Source organism: Solimonas terrae, from assembly GCF_011067135.1.
GTDB classification, from domain to species: domain Bacteria; phylum Pseudomonadota; class Gammaproteobacteria; order Nevskiales; family Nevskiaceae; genus Solimonas; species Solimonas terrae.
Window position 1 is genome coordinate 230015 of the sequence record NZ_JAAMOW010000008.1, and the last position, 14394, is coordinate 244408.

Genomic DNA, 14394 nt, shown 5'->3' on the forward strand with positions numbered 1-14394 from the left:
TTCACTGTTTGTACATCGCCTGCAAGGTCACGACGGCGCGTTCGCCGATGACGGCCGGATCACCGCTGCGGGCGGTGATCCGGTAGTAAACCGCTGTGGCGACGACACCCTGCGCGCCGTACTGAGAGGCATTGGCAGTCTGGCTGTACCCGGTGCTCGAGTTGGGGTCGGCATAGGTCCCCATGTTTTCGATCACGTACTGCGGTTGACCGGATGCGTTGCCAGCGGCGGTGAACGCGGCGGTGGTGACCGACTTGACGAACGTGCTGCTCGAATCAAGCTGGGTGAACGGATTGGCCTGGCAGACCGCACCGCCCTGACCGCAATTGCGGATATCGGTGGTTCCCGCCGTGAGTGCCTGCGCGCCGGCGGAAAGGCCGGCCTCTGCATTCTGGAACGCGACCTCGCGATCGTAGAAATTGCCGGTCATCCGCTGCTGCGTGGTCGTGCCGCGAATCGCGGCAAGGCCAATCAGCGTGACCAGGATCAGCAGCACCAGCGCCACGACCAGCGCAATGCCGCTTTGCTGGCCGCGCGTTGCGCAGCTGACCAGTGCGTCGTTACCAAGGGCGAATGGCCGTTGCATGCTCAGTTCGCTCTGTTGCGCATCGTGATGGTCGTGGTCATCGTGCGCGAGATCGGCTTGGAGTCCGTGCCCGTGTGACGCTCCACACCTTCAAGCGTAAGGCTCAGCCTGACGATGTCCGCCGCCGCCCAGTTGGCGGTGCTGAGTGCATCGGCTGATCTGAAACTGTCATTGCCAATGCCCGGAACGTGATAGGTGATCTGCATGTCCGTCACGTTGCGAACCATCTCCTGGGCAGTGGGCGTCGGTGTTCCGCCGCTGTTGACGAGCGTCTTGCGATACAACGATTTCGTGCCTTGCGGATTGGTGCCGATATACCAGTCGACAGCGAGCAACTTGGCAAGCTGCGAGTTGACGGCAAACTGGTAGGAATTGCCGGTGCAGACGGTTGGATAGCCGAGCCCGGAGGAGCAGTTGCCCGGCGTCACCGTGGTCGGCGAAGCGATGACGTAGGTGCTGCCGCTGATACTGGTGATCTGCGTGATGGCGGCGTGATCCGGATCGCAGACGATGATGATGTCACCGGCGAGCAGGCCGGGGCTGCTTTCGTTGATCCGGAAACCCGGTGTCGTGAGATTGTGTTCGGCGATGCTCAGTGCGCTCGGGTTGGCGCCGATCAGCGCCAGCGAATCGGTCGTGCTGATCCTCTGCGCCGAGCCGGTGCCGGTCGTCACTGCCGGATCATTGTCGCCGTCGTTGTAGCCGCGTATCGGTGTGTCGAAATCGACATACCAGGCGGGTGTCGTGACGGCCGGTTTGGCGTTGTTGAGCACGTTGCCGACGCGGCCGGAGTTGCCGCAACCGGTCAGGCCAGCCTGCCGCACATCGCGTGCGATCAGCTCGAATGCGATGCGCGCGTTCTCCTGTACCTGGCCGAGCGCCTGATTTGACCGATAAGACTGCTTGTTCGAGAGGAACACCGACGTTGCCCCGCCGATGACCACGAGCCCGAGGACCATCGCGATCATCAGTTCGATGAGGCTGAAGCCGCGCTGCCGGGCAAAAGGCATGCGGATGACAAATGTCCTGTGCGGCCTCGCGCGGTTCATAGCATGGCCTTGGTGACGACGGTCTGGGCGCTGTTTCCGCCGGCACCGACGCGGCTGTCGTCGAAGGTGATCGTGACGGTACAGATGCCCGCCGTGCTGCAGCTGACGCGGCCGGTGGGGGCGGTTACGGCGCCGAGCGTCTTGCCGAGTTCGACACACCAGGCGTTCAACTGGCGGTTCGCCAGGGAGCTCAGGTCGGGACAGCCACTGCCGGTCGCGCTACCGGTGACGGTCTGGTTGTAGGAGCCGGTCAGGGCATTTGCGCGATCGCCGCGTATCGCATCGAGTATCGAGTAGCTGGCGACGACCGCCATCGAACGTGCCATCGAGCTGTTGTTCTGCGACAGCGCTCGTGTTTGCACGAGCGCAATGCCAAGCAAGCCTATCGACAGGATCAGCACGGCCACGAGAATCTCGACCAGGCCGACACCTCGCTGACGGTGTGCCGCGGCGCGGCGCGGCATCGCCTTATTGCTGGCAGGATGCTGGTTCACTGGTGGGGCAAGTTCCTGTACGTGTGCAAGTGCTGACGATGCTGCCAGTCGTGAGATAGAGGCAACGGTGATTGTCTGTCGAAACGCGGTTGGACGACAGATCCATCAGCAGGCCCGAGTACGGACCGCTGCCCGAGACGAGCTGACCCAGACCTTGCCCCGTATAGCGCACAGCCTTGACCCCGCTGGCGACGCTGATGCTCTGCGGCAAACTGGGAGACGACTGGATCAAGGTCGACGCGCTGCCGTCCGAGCTGAGGGCGCGAACCGCCCCTACCGAAGTGCCACAATCGGTGCCGAGCTGATCGGTTCCGTTGCTGCTGGTGCTGTTGCTGCAGAACTGCGTCGAGTTGTTGCGGCGTATCGCTTCCACGCGCGCATTGTTGAGCGCGCTGACGAAGTCGTTGGCTGCCGTCGACAGCCGGCTGGTCGCCATCAGCTGGTTGTAACTCGGCACGGCGACGGCCAGCAGGACCGACGCGACCGCCAGCGTCACGAACAACTCGACCAGAGTCAGGCCAGCCTGCCTTTGCATGGCAAGGAGCGTATTCGGCTCCGAGGTCCTGTCTGGCATCCGTGCACCGTCAACGGCCCTTTCGGGCCGACAAAAGGAATAAACGGTGGCGTCCGCCCCCAAGAAACTCATCTCGCAACGCTCCCCAGATCGACCCGCCCAGCCGACACCATCGCTGTGCCAAAAGGTAACACAGGTAAATGACTTGCATGAATATCTTCAGAAACGGCATGCACGCTCGCCAGGCGTTCGTCATCCGCTGGTCAAGACTTGTTCATTTTGTGTTCGGGGGCGGCCATTAAGGTAGGTCCCGAGTCACTCCCAAGGACTCTTCTCAACTCTGACCCGCGCTGTCCCCGGCGCGGGTTTTCTTTGCCGCAAACAAAAACTCCGCCTTGCGGCGGAGTTCGTTTTCTCTCGATTGGTGGAGCTGGGGGGAATTGAACCCCCGTCCGCCAGATCGTAGCCCTCAGATCTACATGCTTAGCCCGGTCTTTGGTTTTCGTCGTCGGCTCCCGGACAGGCACGGATCGCCGGCGCTTATCCCCTTAGGGTTTTAGCAGATCGGCCAAGGGCGGGCTTCACCACGATCCGATAAGAGTCGACGCCCATTCCAGCCAGTATCGGCACTGAAAGGATGGACGCTCACCGGGATTTAGGCGGCGAGGGCGTAGTTGGAGTCGTTCGCAACTAGCTTGGTTGCCACGGGATTTACGAGGACATGACACCTCGGCATGCACTTCGGATTCCGTTACCGGCGTCGAAACCGGTCAGCCCCGTAGTACGTCGTCAGTGTAGCAAGACTTGGGACGGTGGGCATCGATTCAAGCCTGGTGGTGTTTGCCGCGCGTGTCGCTCAGGCCGAGAGCGGCGCTCACGTTCCACCGCAAGGGGCGCCGGAGCCGATCCGGACCTCAGGCATTGTGTCGCATGATGCGGCCTTTCTTGCGCTGCCAGTGTCGACGCGAGCCGCCGTGTCGCGGAGCATCACGCGAGCGAGTCGGCGAAGGGACTGGCTGGACGAGGCCGGATCGGGTTTCAGGCGTTGTGGCGGAGGATGCGGCCTTTTTCGCGCTGCCAGTATCGACGCGAGCCGCTGTGTCGCGAAGCATCACGCGAGCGAGTCGGCGAAGGGACTGGCCCGACGAGGCCGGATCGGGTTTCAGGCGTTATGTCTGAGAATGCGGCCTTTCTCGCGCTGCCAGTATCGACGCGAGCCGCTGTGTCGCGAAGCATCACGCGAGCGAGTCGGCGAAGGGACTGGCCCGACGAGGCCGGATCGGGTTTCAGGCGTTATGTCTGAGAATGCGGCCTTTCTCGCGCTGCCAGTCCCGCTCCTTCACGTCGGCGCGCTTGTCATGCTCTTTCTTGCCCTTCGCGAGGCCGACTTCGAGTTTCACGCGACCCTTTTCCCAATGCAGGTCGAGCGGAATCAGCGTGTAGCCAGCGCGCTCGACCTTGCCGATCAGGGTTGCCAGTTCGCGTTCGTGCAGCAGCAGCTTGCGCGTCCGGGTGGCGTCGGCGATTTCATGGGTCGACGTCTGCTTCAGGGGCGTGAAGTGCGCACCGATCAGCCAGGCCTCGCGGTTCTTGAGTACGACATAAGCCTCGGCGATCTGCGCGCGGCCGGCGCGCAGGCTCTTGACTTCCCAGCCTTTGAGGACCAGACCCGCCTCGTAGCGTTCTTCGATGAAATACTCGAACCGCGCGCGGCGGTTGACGGCAATCACGCGATCCGGCGCTGCCGTTTCTTTTTTGCTCATCCGCCAATTATATAAGTGCCCCCGCGCACGGATAGACTTACGGACCGTGAATGCCGGCGGCAGTGCCGCGATCCGGCCGGTCGTGCGGCCGTGCAGGACATGAGGAGCGTGGTGCCAGCGATGCCCAGCAACCAGGAGAGACACCGCGGTGCGGAACATCGGTACGGCCATTTCGTGGCGCGACTCGTCGTCGTTCGCCCGCAAGCCGATGCCATGTCGTGCCACGCCGCGCGGCGCACCACCAGACGCAGTCAGCCGCGCTCGCAGGTCCCGGCATGAACATACGCGAGAGCAGCTACGGCTACTGGAGTTCGCACCGGGCCTTCACCTGGGTGGCGGTCGGCGCGATGCTGGGCGTCGGCAATGCGATCCGCCTGCCGGCGCTGATGGGCGAATATGGCGGTGTCCTGTTCCTGATGGTCTATCTGCTGGGCCTGTTACTGGTCGGTCTGCCGCTGCTCATCGCCGAGTGGATGCTCGGTCGCTGGATGCGCGACGATCTGATCGCCGGCTTCGCGCGGCTGGTCGAGTCGGCGCATGCCAAGCGCGTGTGGGTCGCGATCGGTGGGCTGGCCTTGCTGACGGCGGGTCTGATCCTGTCGTACTACAGCGTGATCGCCGGCTGGAGTCTGGCGTACACGTTCCGTGCGGCAAGCGGCATGTTCGGGCACCTCACGGCTGACGGTGCGAGTGATGTCTTCCTGCATCTGGCCAAGGACCCCGAGCGCAGCCTGTCCTGGCACACGCTGTTCATCCTCACGGCCTGCGTCGTGGTGTCGCATGGATTTCGTGAAGGTGTCGAGCGCGCGTCGCGACGCCTCGTGCCGTTTGTGGTGCTGATGGTGCTGGCCATGTGCTGGTATGCGTTCCGCCATGGCGACGCGAGCGCAGCCTTCGACTACATCTTCGAGCCGCACTGGGAGCGTCTCGGCTGGCGCGGCGTGATGGAGGCCTTGCATCACGCGTTCTTCACGCTGGGTCTCGGGATGGGCGTCATGATGGGGGTGGGCAGCTATCTGCCGGTCGATGCGCCGCTGCGCCGCGTCGCGCTGACCGTGATGCTCGTCGATACCGTGTTCAGCCTGCTCGTCGGCCTGGCGGTGATGGCGGTGGTACTGGGCGCCGGTCTGCAGCCGACCTCGGGCATCACCCTGATGTTCCAGACCCTGCCCAGAGCGATCGGTGGCGATTTCGGCGGCTCGATGTTCGCCGCCGGCCTGTTCCTGATGACCTTCATCGTGACCATGACCTCGGCGACCGCGATGCTGGAACCGCTGAGCCGCTATTTCATGGATCGTCAGCGCTGGACGCGCGTGTTCGCCGCGACCAGCGCAGCCTTGCTGATCTGGTTCATCGGCCTCGGCACCTTGCTGTCGTTCAGCGTCATGCAGAACATGCGCCTGCTCGGGCGCAATTTCTTCGAATGGGTGCAGTGGCTGACGACCAGCTGGTTTGCGCCTCTCGACGGCCTGTTGATTTGCGTCTTCGTCGTCAGCATCATGCCGCGCGAACTGGTTCGCCATCTCTGGGGCGAGACGCGGGCCTGGCTGTATCCGGTCTGGTTCACATTGCTGCGCTATCCGGCCCGCCTGGGGCTGATTGCCGTGCTGGTCTACTCGACGGGTCTGCTCGACTGGCTGGTGTCCTTGTGGGGGAATTGAATTCGTGCCGTCGCTGGAACGTTCGACACTGCTGAAATATTCGGCGCAGGACATGTTCGTGCTCGTCGGCAACGTCGAGGCCTATCCGCAGTTCGTGCCGGGTTGCGTGTCGGCGCGCGTCGAACACGTCGAAGGCCCACAGGTGCGGGCGCGGCTGGGCTTTCGCGTCAAGGGTCTGAGCGACAGCTTCGCAACCGAAAATCATCTCGACGACAACCGCATCCGCATGCGTCTGCTCGATGGTCCGTTCCGGCAGCTGGACGGCCATTGGCATTTCACGCCGCTGACCGACAGCGCCTGCAAGGTGTCGCTGCAACTGAGTCTGGAATTCGGCAATCGCCTGATGGAAATGACGCTGGCGCCGTGGATCGATCGCGCCGTCAACAATGTCATGGACGCGTTCCGTCTGCGCGCCGACGCGCTCTATGGTCAGGTCTGAGACGCTGCAGATCGAAATTGCGTACGCCTTGCCGGAGGAGCAGATTCTGCTGCGTCTGACGGTGCCCGCCGGCACGACGGCGGGAGAGGCGATTGCACAGTCGGAACTCGCACCTCGCTTCGGCGAACCGGACCTGAGCAGAATGCCGCTCGGCATTTTCGGGCGGCGGGTCGGGGCCGATCATCGCTTGCACGCCGGCGACCGGATCGAGATCTACCGGCCCCTGCTGATTGATCCGAAAGCCGAGCGACGCAGGCGGGTCGCACGTCAGCGCCGCAGTCGGACCTGAAAGGTCGTCGACCCCGTCGCGCGCGGAGCCCCGGGCTCCCGCGGAGGACGGGCGCCTCCGCAACGACGATGTGGCCGCTTACTGATTCGGCGGCGTCAGCACGACGCCACTCGGATGCGCGCTCTCAGCACGCGATTCGTCGTTGGCGTCCTTCTTTTCGTCGGCGAGTACCGTACTCACGTCGGGATTGTCGATCGCCTTGGTCGTGCCCTGTGCGGCGATGCCGTCCATGCGTGCCAGCGCATCGTCGGTGAAGTAGAGACTGACGACGCGCTCGGTCACTTCGCCACGCGGCGATTTATAGTAGCCGACGTAGTCCCAGCGATCCGGACGGAAGGCGCTTGCCGCAATCGGTGTGCCCATCACGTAGTGCACCTGTTCGTGCGTCATGCCGAGCTTGAGCTGGTCGAGCTGCTTCTGCTCGATGACATTGCCCTGACGGGTCGGCAGCTTGTAGATGATCGAACAGGCCGACAGCGCGAGGGCTGCGGAAACAAGAAGAAGAAAACGCATCGAAGTTCGCTGGGCTTGCCGCAGGAAGTTGAGCGGCGATAATAGCGGAAATCCCCTCTTGTCAGCGCCAGTCCCGGACATGGAATCTTCCGACCTTCGCAATGCCGGCCTCAAGGTGACGCTGCCGCGCCTCAAGATTCTCGAAATGCTCGAGAACAGCGAGGCCCGCCATCTGTCCGCCGAAGACATCTATCGACGGCTCATCGACCTCAACGAAGACGTTGGTCTGGCGACCGTCTATCGCGTGCTGACGCAGTTCGAATCGGCCGGGCTCGTGCAACGCCACAACTTCGAGGGCGGCCACGCCGTTTTCGAACTCGACCGTGGCCCGCATCACGATCACATGGTGCGGCTCGATACCGGCGAGGTCATCGAATTCTTCAGCGAAGAGATCGAGAAGCTGCAGCAGACGATTGCCGCCAAGCATGGGTTCATCGTCGAGGAGCACAGTCTCGTGCTCTATGTGCGGCCCAAGCCGAAGGCCGCGCACAGCTGAGCTTGCACCGCCGGCGCGGGTCGCCGACCCGTGGTGACGATCATCCCGATCGGGGCGAGCGAAACACCGTCAGCCGGTCTGCGCTGCCCGCTGCAGCAGCTCGCGGGCATGGTCCAGTGCCGCCTTGCCGACTTCAAGACCGCCCTGCATGCGTGCCAGCTCGCCAACCCGCTCGTCGCTGCTCAGGGCCGTTACCCGCGTGTAGGTCTGCTGTTTCTGGACTTCCTTGCGGATCGCCAGATGCGCGTGGCCTTGTGCCGCGACCTGCGCGAGATGGGTGACACTCATGACCTGGCGCGTGCTGCCCAGTGCACGCAACTGCTGACCGACGATCTCCGCGACCCCTCCGCTGATGCCGGCATCGACTTCGTCGAAGATCATCGTCGGTGCGCCGTGCCGGGCGAGCGCCGCGACCTGGATCGCCAGCGAAACACGTGACAGTTCGCCGCCGGACGCGACCTTGGCGAGTGCGCGAGGTGGCTGGCCGGGATTCGCCGAAAAATCGAAGCGCACCGTGTCGCTGCCGGCGGCGCGTGGCACCTGTTCCGCCTCGGTTTCGACCGCGACCACGAACTGCGCGTTCGGCATGCCGAGCGTGCGCACGATCGCGGTCACTGCTTCTGCAAAACGTCTGGCGGCCTTTTTGCGTTCGCCGCTGAGCTTGGCAGCGGCTTCCGCGTAGCGGGCCAGTGCCGCGCTGCGCTGGCGTTCAAGTGCTTCGAGCCGGCCGGCGGCATCGCCGGCTTCGTCGCGTTGCGCACGCAGACGGCGCAGGTGTTCGGGTAGTTCGCCCGGCTTGAGGCGATGCTTGCGCGCCAGATCGTGGATTGCGCCCAGGCGCCGTTCAAGATCGTCGAGCCGCTGCGGATCGAGATCCAGCCGTTCGAGCACGCGGCGCGCACCGTCGGCCGCATCGCGGACCTGCGCCAGCGCCGTATCCGTGGCCTCGAGCGCCGCACGAAAGCCGTCGTGCAATGGGACCAGGCCGTCGAGCAGGCTCTGGGCCGTGCTCAGCTGGTCGTAGACGCTGTTCTCGCCGCCGTACAGCAGCTCCTGCGCCTGCGCGCCCTCGGCCAGCAGGCGTCCGGCGTGGGCGAGCTGACGGTGTTCGGCTTCCAGTTCCTCCAGCTCGTTGTCGGCCAGTGCCAGCGCCTCGAGTTCGGCGATCTGGAACTGCAGGAATTCGAGTTGCGCGGGGTCGCGGCTGCCGGCGGCGCGCAGGCGTTCGAGCGCGCGTTCGGTATCCGCGCAGCCTTCGGCCGTGCCGGCGACTGCGGCCAGCGTGGCGGCGGCGCAGCCGTAATCGTCGAGCGCATTGCGCTGCACGTCGGCGCGCAACAGGGTCTGGCTTTCCGACTGGCCGAAGACCTCGATCAGCATTTCGCCGAGTTCGCGCAGCTGGCCGGCGTTGACCGCGCTGCCGTTGACGAATGCGCGGGTCCGGCCTTCGGCGTAGACAATGCGACGGATCACCAGCAGCGCCGGATCGTCGGCGTCGACGAGTTCGTTGTCGACCAGCCAGCGTCGCGCGGGTGCCTTGGCATCCAGCTCGAAACTGGCGCTGATCTCGGCCTTTTCCTGACCGCTGCGGACCAGATGGGCGTCCGCGCGCAGGCCGATCGCCAGGCCGATCGCGTCGATCAGGATCGACTTGCCGGCGCCGGTTTCGCCGGTCAGCACGGTGAAGCCGGACGCGAAGTCGAGCTCGACGAGATCGATGATCGCAAGATTACGGATGGATAATTTATTCAGCATCTTGGCGTGCTTTCTTCAAGTTTCTACACGGTTGCGTCGACGGCCGGCCCACGGCCCCAGCGCAGCTTGTTGCGCAGGATGTTGAAGTACGAATAGTTGTTCGGGTGGACCAGATGCAGGCGGAATTCAGCCTTGCCGACCTCGAAGGATTCGCCGGCATGCAGGGTTTCAGCGGTCTGGCCGTCACAAGTCAGCATTGCCACCGTATTGGGAGCACCGCGCAGCGTGATGCGCACGGTCTGGCGGCCACTGACGACGATGGGACGGTCGGACAGGGTATGCGGACAGATCGGCACCAGTGTCAGCGCGTCGAGTCCGGGGTGCACGACCGGGCCGCCGCCGGACAGTGCGTAGGCGGTCGAGCCGGTCGGGCTGGCGACGATGAAACCGTCGGCGCGATGCTGGGAAATGAATTCGTCGTCCAGCCAGCTTTCGAATTCGAGCATGCGGATCGCGGCCTGATTGCGGATCACGACGTCGTTCATCGCCACGAAGTTCTGCGTGCGCTTCTCGCGCAGCAGGCGCGCCTGCAGCATCAGGCGATCCTCGCGTACGTAGTGACCGGCGAAGATGGCGGCGAAGGCCTCGTGCATCTCGGCCGGCGGCACATCGACCATGAAGCCGAGTCGTCCCTGGTTGATGCCGACCAAGGCGACGCCGGCCGGGGCCAGATCGCGGGCGGCGGACAGCAGCGTGCCGTCACCGCCGACCACGACCACAAGATCACAGCTTGCCGCCAGCTGGGCGCGTGGCATGCGCAGCACATCGGCGGGCAGCTCGACGCCGGGCAGGCTGACATCCTCGACGCGCAGCTGACGGCCCAGAGCGCGCAGGATGTCCAGCAGTTGCATGAGCGTAGGCACGACCTGCGGATCACGCCGCTTGCCGATGATGCCGACAGTCTCGAACGATGACATGGAAAGACCCGGGAGAATGGCGCGAAACTTAACACGAAAGCGGTCGCTTCCAGCATCGAAACCTGGCGCGACGCTATTGAAAACGTGTCGGAAAACCGTCATTTTGACGGCATGTCGCAACCCCTCGATGCGCGCGCCGCAGAGCTGCTCAAGCTGCTGGTCGAGCGCTACATCCATGATGGCCAACCGGTCGGCTCGCGCACCCTGTCGCGCATGGTCAGCCTCGGCCTGTCGTCGGCGACGATCCGCAATGTCATGGCCGACCTCGACGAACTCGGCTTCGTCGCCTCGCCGCATACTTCCGCGGGGCGCATACCGACCACGCGTGGCTACCGCTACTTCGTCGACGCGCTGCTGGCGCCGGAGCCGCTGAGCGGCGAGGAACGCGATCTCATCGCCGAGGAACTGCTGCCTGGCGACCGCTCGCAGGCCGATCTGGTGCAGGCCGCATCGACGCTGCTGTCGGAGATGTCGCGGATGGCGGGGGTGGTCACGGTGCCGCGCCGCAATCTGGCGGTACTGCGGCGCATCGAATTCCTGCCTTTGTCAGGCAATCGCGTGCTGACGATCCTGGTGGTCAATCAGCACGAGGTGCAGAACCGCATCATCAACACCGAGCGGCCGTACGGTGCCGACGAGCTGGAGCGCTATGCGAACCTGCTGAACGAGCATTTCGCCGGCCGCGACCTGGTCGATCTGCGTCAGGCGCTGATGCAGGAAGCCGCCGATGCGCAGGCGCACGTCAATCTGCTGCTGCGCGAAGCGGCGGCGATGGCCGAGCAGGCCTTGCGACCGCAGAGTCCCAGCACCGGCGACTACGTGTTCGCCGGCCGGCCCAATCTGATGGGCTTCCAGGAACTGGCCGACGTGCAGCGCCTGCGCAATCTGTTCGAGGCGATCGACACCAAGCGGGATCTGCTGAACCTGTTCGACCAGTGCCTGAACGCCGATCGTGTGCAGCTGTTCATCGGCGACGAATCCGGCTATCGCGTGCTCGACGAATGCAGCGTCGTGACCGCCCCGTACTACGTCGACGGCAAGGTCGCCGGCACGCTGGGCGTGATCGGCCCGACGCGCATGGCCTATCACCGCATCATCCCGATCGTGCGCGAAACCGCGCGCCTGCTGTCGGCCGGCTTGAAAGGCGAAGGCTGAGCCCTAGATAGGGCGCAGGGCTGCCGTGCCGCCGGTCCGGCCGGATCGAGAATCCGGCTGGCTGGCAATGGCCTACGTGGCTATCATGGCGCCCCTTCGCGATCCGCCGTTTGGCGGGTCTTTCGCCAAATCACCAGAAAACCTGTGACATGACGGATACACCGGAACCCACTGCGGACGTGGCCAGCGGCGTCGACGAGCTCGATGCGCTGCGTGCGCAGATCAACGACGCCGAAGCGCGCGTCGCTGCAGCCAAGGAAGCCCAGCTGCGGGCGATCGCCGATCTCGAAAACACGCGCCGCCGCCTCGAGCGCGATGCCGCGAGCAGTCTGAAGTACGCCACCGAAAAGCTGCTGAACGAGCTGCTGGCGGTGGCCGACAGCTTCGAGCTGGGGCTGAAGGCGGCGGAAAACGTGGAGGCTTCGGCCAAGGCCATGGGCGAGGGTATGCAGCTGACCTATCGTCAGTTGATGAGCGTGCTGGAGAAGCACGGCGTCAAGCAGCTCGATCCGAGCGGCCAGCCGTTCAATCCGGATTTCCATCAGGCGATGACGATGGCGCCGAGCGCCGATGTGCCGGCCAATCATGTGCTCAGCGTCATGCAGAAGGGCTACAGCCTGCATGATCGCCTGCTGCGCCCGGCGATGGTGGTGGTGGCGCGCGCACCGGATTGAAACGGCGGCGGCGCCTTGATCGCCGTCAATACCTGAAACCCTTGAATTCCTGCATAAAGCCATCAGTTAGGCGGCAGGACTGAACCATCTTCACGGAGTCATCTTCATGGCAAAGATCATCGGCATCGACCTCGGTACCACCAACAGCTGCGTCGCGATCCTCGACGGCAGCAGCGTCAAGGTCATCGAAAACAGCGAAGGCGAGCGCACCACGCCATCGATCGTCGCGTACACCGACGACGGTCAGACCCTGGTCGGCCGCAGCGCCAAGCGTCAGGCAGTGACCAATCACCTCAACACCCTGTTCGCCGTCAAGCGCCTGATCGGCCGCCGCTTCGACGATGCCGAAGTGCAGAAGGCGATCAAGCATTCGCCGTTCAAGATCATCAAGGCCGACAACGGCGACGCCTGGGTGCAGGTCAAGGACAACAAGCTGGCGCCGCAGCAGGTGTCAGCCGAAATCCTGCTGAAGATGAAGAAGACCGCCGAAGACTATCTCGGCGAGAAGGTCACGGAAGCCGTCATTACCGTGCCGGCCTATTTCAACGACTCGCAGCGCCAGGCGACCAAGGATGCCGGCCGCATTGCCGGTCTCGACGTCAAGCGCATCATCAACGAGCCGACCGCGGCGGCACTGGCCTTCGGTCTCGACAAGGTTGCCGGCGCCGACAAGAAGGTCGCCGTGTATGACCTCGGCGGCGGCACCTTCGACATCTCGATCATCGAGATCGCCGATGTCGACGGCGAGAAGCAGTTCGAAGTGCTGGCGACCAACGGCGACACCTTCCTCGGTGGCGAAGACTTCGACCAGCGCGTGATCGAATACATCGCGACCGAGTTCCAGAAGGAGCAGGGCATCGACCTGCACAAGGACCCGCTCGCGCTGCAGCGCCTGAAGGAAGCGGCCGAAAAGGCCAAGATCGAACTGTCGAGCTCGACGCAGACCGACATCAATCTGCCGTACATCACCGCCGACGCCAGCGGGCCCAAGCATCTGACGATGAAGCTGACGCGCGCCAAGCTCGAGGCGCTCGTCGATGACCTGATCGCCAAGTCGATGGAGCCGTGCAAGATCGCGATCAAGGATGCCGGCCTGAAGCCGAGCGAGATCGACGAGATCATTCTCGTCGGCGGCCAGACGCGCATGCCCAAGGTCCAGGAAGCGGTCAAGAACTTCTTCGGCAAGGAGCCGCGCAAGGACGTCAATCCGGACGAGGCGGTCGCCGCCGGTGCCGCGGTGCAGGGCGCTGTGCTTTCGGGCGATCGCAAGGACGTGCTGCTGCTCGATGTGACGCCGCTGTCGCTGGGCATCGAGACGCTCGGCGGCAAGATGACCAAGCTGATCGAGAAGAACACGACGATTCCGACCAAGAAGTCGGAGACCTTCACGACTGCCGACGACAACCAGACCGCGGTGACGATCCAGGTCTACCAGGGCGAGCGCGAGATCGCGTCGGCCAACAAGTCGCTGGGTCGTTTCGATCTGACCGGCATCGCGCCGGCACCGCGCGGCATGCCGCAGGTGGAGGTCACCTTCGACATCGACGCCAACGGCATCCTGCACGTCACCGCCAAGGACAAGGCCACCGGCAAGGAGCAGAGCATCCGCATCACCGCGAACTCGGGCCTGTCGGACGACGAGATCCAGAAGATGGTGAAGGACGCCGAGGCGCATGCCGAGGAAGACAAGAAGTTCAACGAACTGATTGCCGCGCGCAACCAGGCCGACCAGATGATTTATGCGATCGAGAAGTCGCTGAAGGATCTCGGCGACAAGGTCGAAGCCGGCGAGAAGAAGTCGATCGAAGACGCAATTGCCGCGGCTCGCGAAGCGGTCAAGGGCGACGACAAGGACGCCATCACCGCCAAGACCGAGGCGCTGACGCAGGTTTCGGCAAAGCTGATGGAGCGTGTCTATGCCGAGCAGAACGCAGCGGCCGGTGCTGATGCCGGTGCGGCAGCGGGTGCCGGCACTGCGTCGCCGGAAGGTGATGTCGTCGATGCCGAGTTCACCGAAGTGAAGGACAAGAAGTAAGTCCTTTCGGTGCGGAACCAGAGCGCCCGGCAAACCCGGGCGCTCGTCGTTATG

General features: G+C 64.1%; 15 protein-coding genes and 1 other RNA gene. 7 read left to right on the plus strand and 9 right to left on the minus strand.

Going from position 1 to position 14394, the window contains the following annotated elements; all coding sequences use genetic code 11:
- Nucleotide 1: 1 nt before the first annotated feature.
- The 6 genes from G7Y85_RS16020 to smpB form a co-directional block, all read right to left on the minus strand.
- A complete protein-coding gene (locus tag G7Y85_RS16020; RefSeq protein ID WP_174839787.1) occupies nucleotides 2–586 on the minus strand; it encodes a pilus assembly PilX family protein in 585 nt (194 codons plus the stop codon).
- A 2-nt stretch (nucleotides 587–588) separates the two neighbouring features.
- Entirely contained in the window at nucleotides 589–1596 is a 1008-nt protein-coding gene (locus G7Y85_RS16025) for a PilW family protein (RefSeq protein WP_166259456.1), read from the minus strand.
- A gap of 35 nt (nucleotides 1597–1631) precedes the next feature.
- On the minus strand, nucleotides 1632–2099 hold the full coding sequence (pilV, locus tag G7Y85_RS16030; RefSeq protein ID WP_166259459.1) for a type IV pilus modification protein PilV: 468 nt from the start codon (nucleotides 2097–2099) through the stop codon (nucleotides 1632–1634).
- Nucleotides 2100–2103: 4 nt separating this feature from the next.
- Entirely contained in the window at nucleotides 2104–2775 is a 672-nt protein-coding gene (locus G7Y85_RS16035) for a GspH/FimT family pseudopilin (protein WP_166259462.1), read from the minus strand.
- Nucleotides 2776–3065: 290 nt separating this feature from the next.
- Nucleotides 3066–3421, minus strand: a transfer-messenger RNA (tmRNA) gene (gene ssrA / locus G7Y85_RS16040).
- Nucleotides 3422–3929: 508 nt separating this feature from the next.
- The gene (gene smpB, locus G7Y85_RS16045) at nucleotides 3930–4406 is read right to left on the minus strand and encodes an SsrA-binding protein SmpB (RefSeq protein WP_166259735.1); all 477 of its coding nucleotides are present in this window, start codon (nucleotides 4404–4406) and stop codon (nucleotides 3930–3932) included.
- Between the two features lie 275 nt (nucleotides 4407–4681).
- Between smpB and G7Y85_RS16050 the strand changes: the two genes are divergently transcribed.
- The 3 genes from G7Y85_RS16050 to G7Y85_RS16060 are packed head-to-tail and all read left to right on the plus strand — an operon-like array spanning nucleotide 4682 to nucleotide 6795.
- Entirely contained in the window at nucleotides 4682–6067 is a 1386-nt protein-coding gene (locus tag G7Y85_RS16050) for a sodium-dependent transporter (protein ID WP_166259465.1), read from the plus strand.
- A gap of 4 nt (nucleotides 6068–6071) precedes the next feature.
- On the plus strand, nucleotides 6072–6506 hold the full coding sequence (locus tag G7Y85_RS16055; RefSeq protein WP_166259468.1) for a type II toxin-antitoxin system RatA family toxin: 435 nt from the start codon (nucleotides 6072–6074) through the stop codon (nucleotides 6504–6506).
- Nucleotides 6493–6795: an RnfH family protein gene (locus G7Y85_RS16060; protein ID WP_166259738.1), complete on the plus strand. Its 303-nt coding sequence runs from the start codon at nucleotides 6493–6495 to the stop codon at nucleotides 6793–6795. Before G7Y85_RS16055 ends, G7Y85_RS16060 begins: the two co-directional genes overlap by 14 nt.
- A 78-nt stretch (nucleotides 6796–6873) precedes the next feature.
- Here G7Y85_RS16060 and G7Y85_RS16065 read toward each other — a convergent pair whose 3' ends face one another.
- Nucleotides 6874–7308 carry an outer membrane protein assembly factor BamE gene (locus G7Y85_RS16065; protein ID WP_166259471.1) on the minus strand — a complete coding sequence of 145 codons (435 nt, stop codon included), beginning with the start codon at nucleotides 7306–7308 and terminating at the stop codon, nucleotides 6874–6876.
- Nucleotides 7309–7387: 79 nt separating this feature from the next.
- Between G7Y85_RS16065 and fur the strand changes: the two genes are divergently transcribed.
- Nucleotides 7388–7804: a ferric iron uptake transcriptional regulator gene (gene fur, locus G7Y85_RS16070; RefSeq protein WP_166259474.1), complete on the plus strand. Its 417-nt coding sequence runs from the start codon at nucleotides 7388–7390 to the stop codon at nucleotides 7802–7804.
- A 69-nt stretch (nucleotides 7805–7873) separates the two neighbouring features.
- Here fur and recN read toward each other — a convergent pair whose 3' ends face one another.
- Nucleotides 7874–9559, minus strand: a complete 1686-nt coding sequence (recN, locus tag G7Y85_RS16075) for a DNA repair protein RecN (protein WP_166259477.1) — start codon at nucleotides 9557–9559, stop codon at nucleotides 7874–7876.
- A 23-nt stretch (nucleotides 9560–9582) separates the two neighbouring features.
- On the minus strand, nucleotides 9583–10476 hold the full coding sequence (locus G7Y85_RS16080) for an NAD(+) kinase (protein WP_166259480.1): 894 nt from the start codon (nucleotides 10474–10476) through the stop codon (nucleotides 9583–9585).
- Nucleotides 10477–10587: 111 nt separating this feature from the next.
- Here G7Y85_RS16080 and hrcA point away from each other — a divergent pair, with 111 nt between their 5' ends.
- From hrcA to dnaK, 3 genes are all read left to right on the plus strand, one after another.
- Nucleotides 10588–11631 (plus strand): heat-inducible transcriptional repressor HrcA, encoded by a 1044-nt coding sequence (gene hrcA / locus G7Y85_RS16085; protein WP_166259483.1) that lies wholly within the window; start codon nucleotides 10588–10590, stop codon nucleotides 11629–11631.
- A gap of 149 nt (nucleotides 11632–11780) precedes the next feature.
- Entirely contained in the window at nucleotides 11781–12305 is a 525-nt protein-coding gene (grpE, locus tag G7Y85_RS16090; RefSeq protein WP_166259486.1) for a nucleotide exchange factor GrpE, read from the plus strand.
- A gap of 106 nt (nucleotides 12306–12411) precedes the next feature.
- On the plus strand, nucleotides 12412–14340 hold the full coding sequence (dnaK, locus tag G7Y85_RS16095) for a molecular chaperone DnaK (RefSeq protein ID WP_166259490.1): 1929 nt from the start codon (nucleotides 12412–12414) through the stop codon (nucleotides 14338–14340).
- The last annotated feature ends 54 nt before the right edge of the window (nucleotides 14341–14394 follow it).

What these genes read in the sequence shown, in the direction of transcription:
- G7Y85_RS16020 (WP_174839787.1), bottom strand. Translation starts at nt 586, where the DNA reads ATGCAACGGCCATTCGCCCTTGGTAACGACGCACTGGTCAGCTGCGCA.
- G7Y85_RS16025 (WP_166259456.1), bottom strand. Translation starts at nt 1,596, where the DNA reads ATGCCTTTTGCCCGGCAGCGCGGCTTCAGCCTCATCGAACTGATGATC.
- pilV (WP_166259459.1), bottom strand. Translation starts at nt 2,099, where the DNA reads ATGCCGCGCCGCGCCGCGGCACACCGTCAGCGAGGTGTCGGCCTGGTC.
- G7Y85_RS16035 (WP_166259462.1), bottom strand. Translation starts at nt 2,775, where the DNA reads ATGAGTTTCTTGGGGGCGGACGCCACCGTTTATTCCTTTTGTCGGCCC.
- smpB (WP_166259735.1), bottom strand. Translation starts at nt 4,406, where the DNA reads ATGAGCAAAAAAGAAACGGCAGCGCCGGATCGCGTGATTGCCGTCAAC.
- G7Y85_RS16050 (WP_166259465.1), top strand. Translation starts at nt 4,682, where the DNA reads ATGAACATACGCGAGAGCAGCTACGGCTACTGGAGTTCGCACCGGGCC.
- G7Y85_RS16060 (WP_166259738.1), top strand. Translation starts at nt 6,493, where the DNA reads ATGGTCAGGTCTGAGACGCTGCAGATCGAAATTGCGTACGCCTTGCCG.
- G7Y85_RS16065 (WP_166259471.1), bottom strand. Translation starts at nt 7,308, where the DNA reads ATGCGTTTTCTTCTTCTTGTTTCCGCAGCCCTCGCGCTGTCGGCCTGT.
- fur (WP_166259474.1), top strand. Translation starts at nt 7,388, where the DNA reads ATGGAATCTTCCGACCTTCGCAATGCCGGCCTCAAGGTGACGCTGCCG.
- recN (WP_166259477.1), bottom strand. Translation starts at nt 9,559, where the DNA reads ATGCTGAATAAATTATCCATCCGTAATCTTGCGATCATCGATCTCGTC.
- G7Y85_RS16080 (WP_166259480.1), bottom strand. Translation starts at nt 10,476, where the DNA reads ATGTCATCGTTCGAGACTGTCGGCATCATCGGCAAGCGGCGTGATCCG.
- hrcA (WP_166259483.1), top strand. Translation starts at nt 10,588, where the DNA reads ATGTCGCAACCCCTCGATGCGCGCGCCGCAGAGCTGCTCAAGCTGCTG.
- grpE (WP_166259486.1), top strand. Translation starts at nt 11,781, where the DNA reads ATGACGGATACACCGGAACCCACTGCGGACGTGGCCAGCGGCGTCGAC.
- dnaK (WP_166259490.1), top strand. Translation starts at nt 12,412, where the DNA reads ATGGCAAAGATCATCGGCATCGACCTCGGTACCACCAACAGCTGCGTC.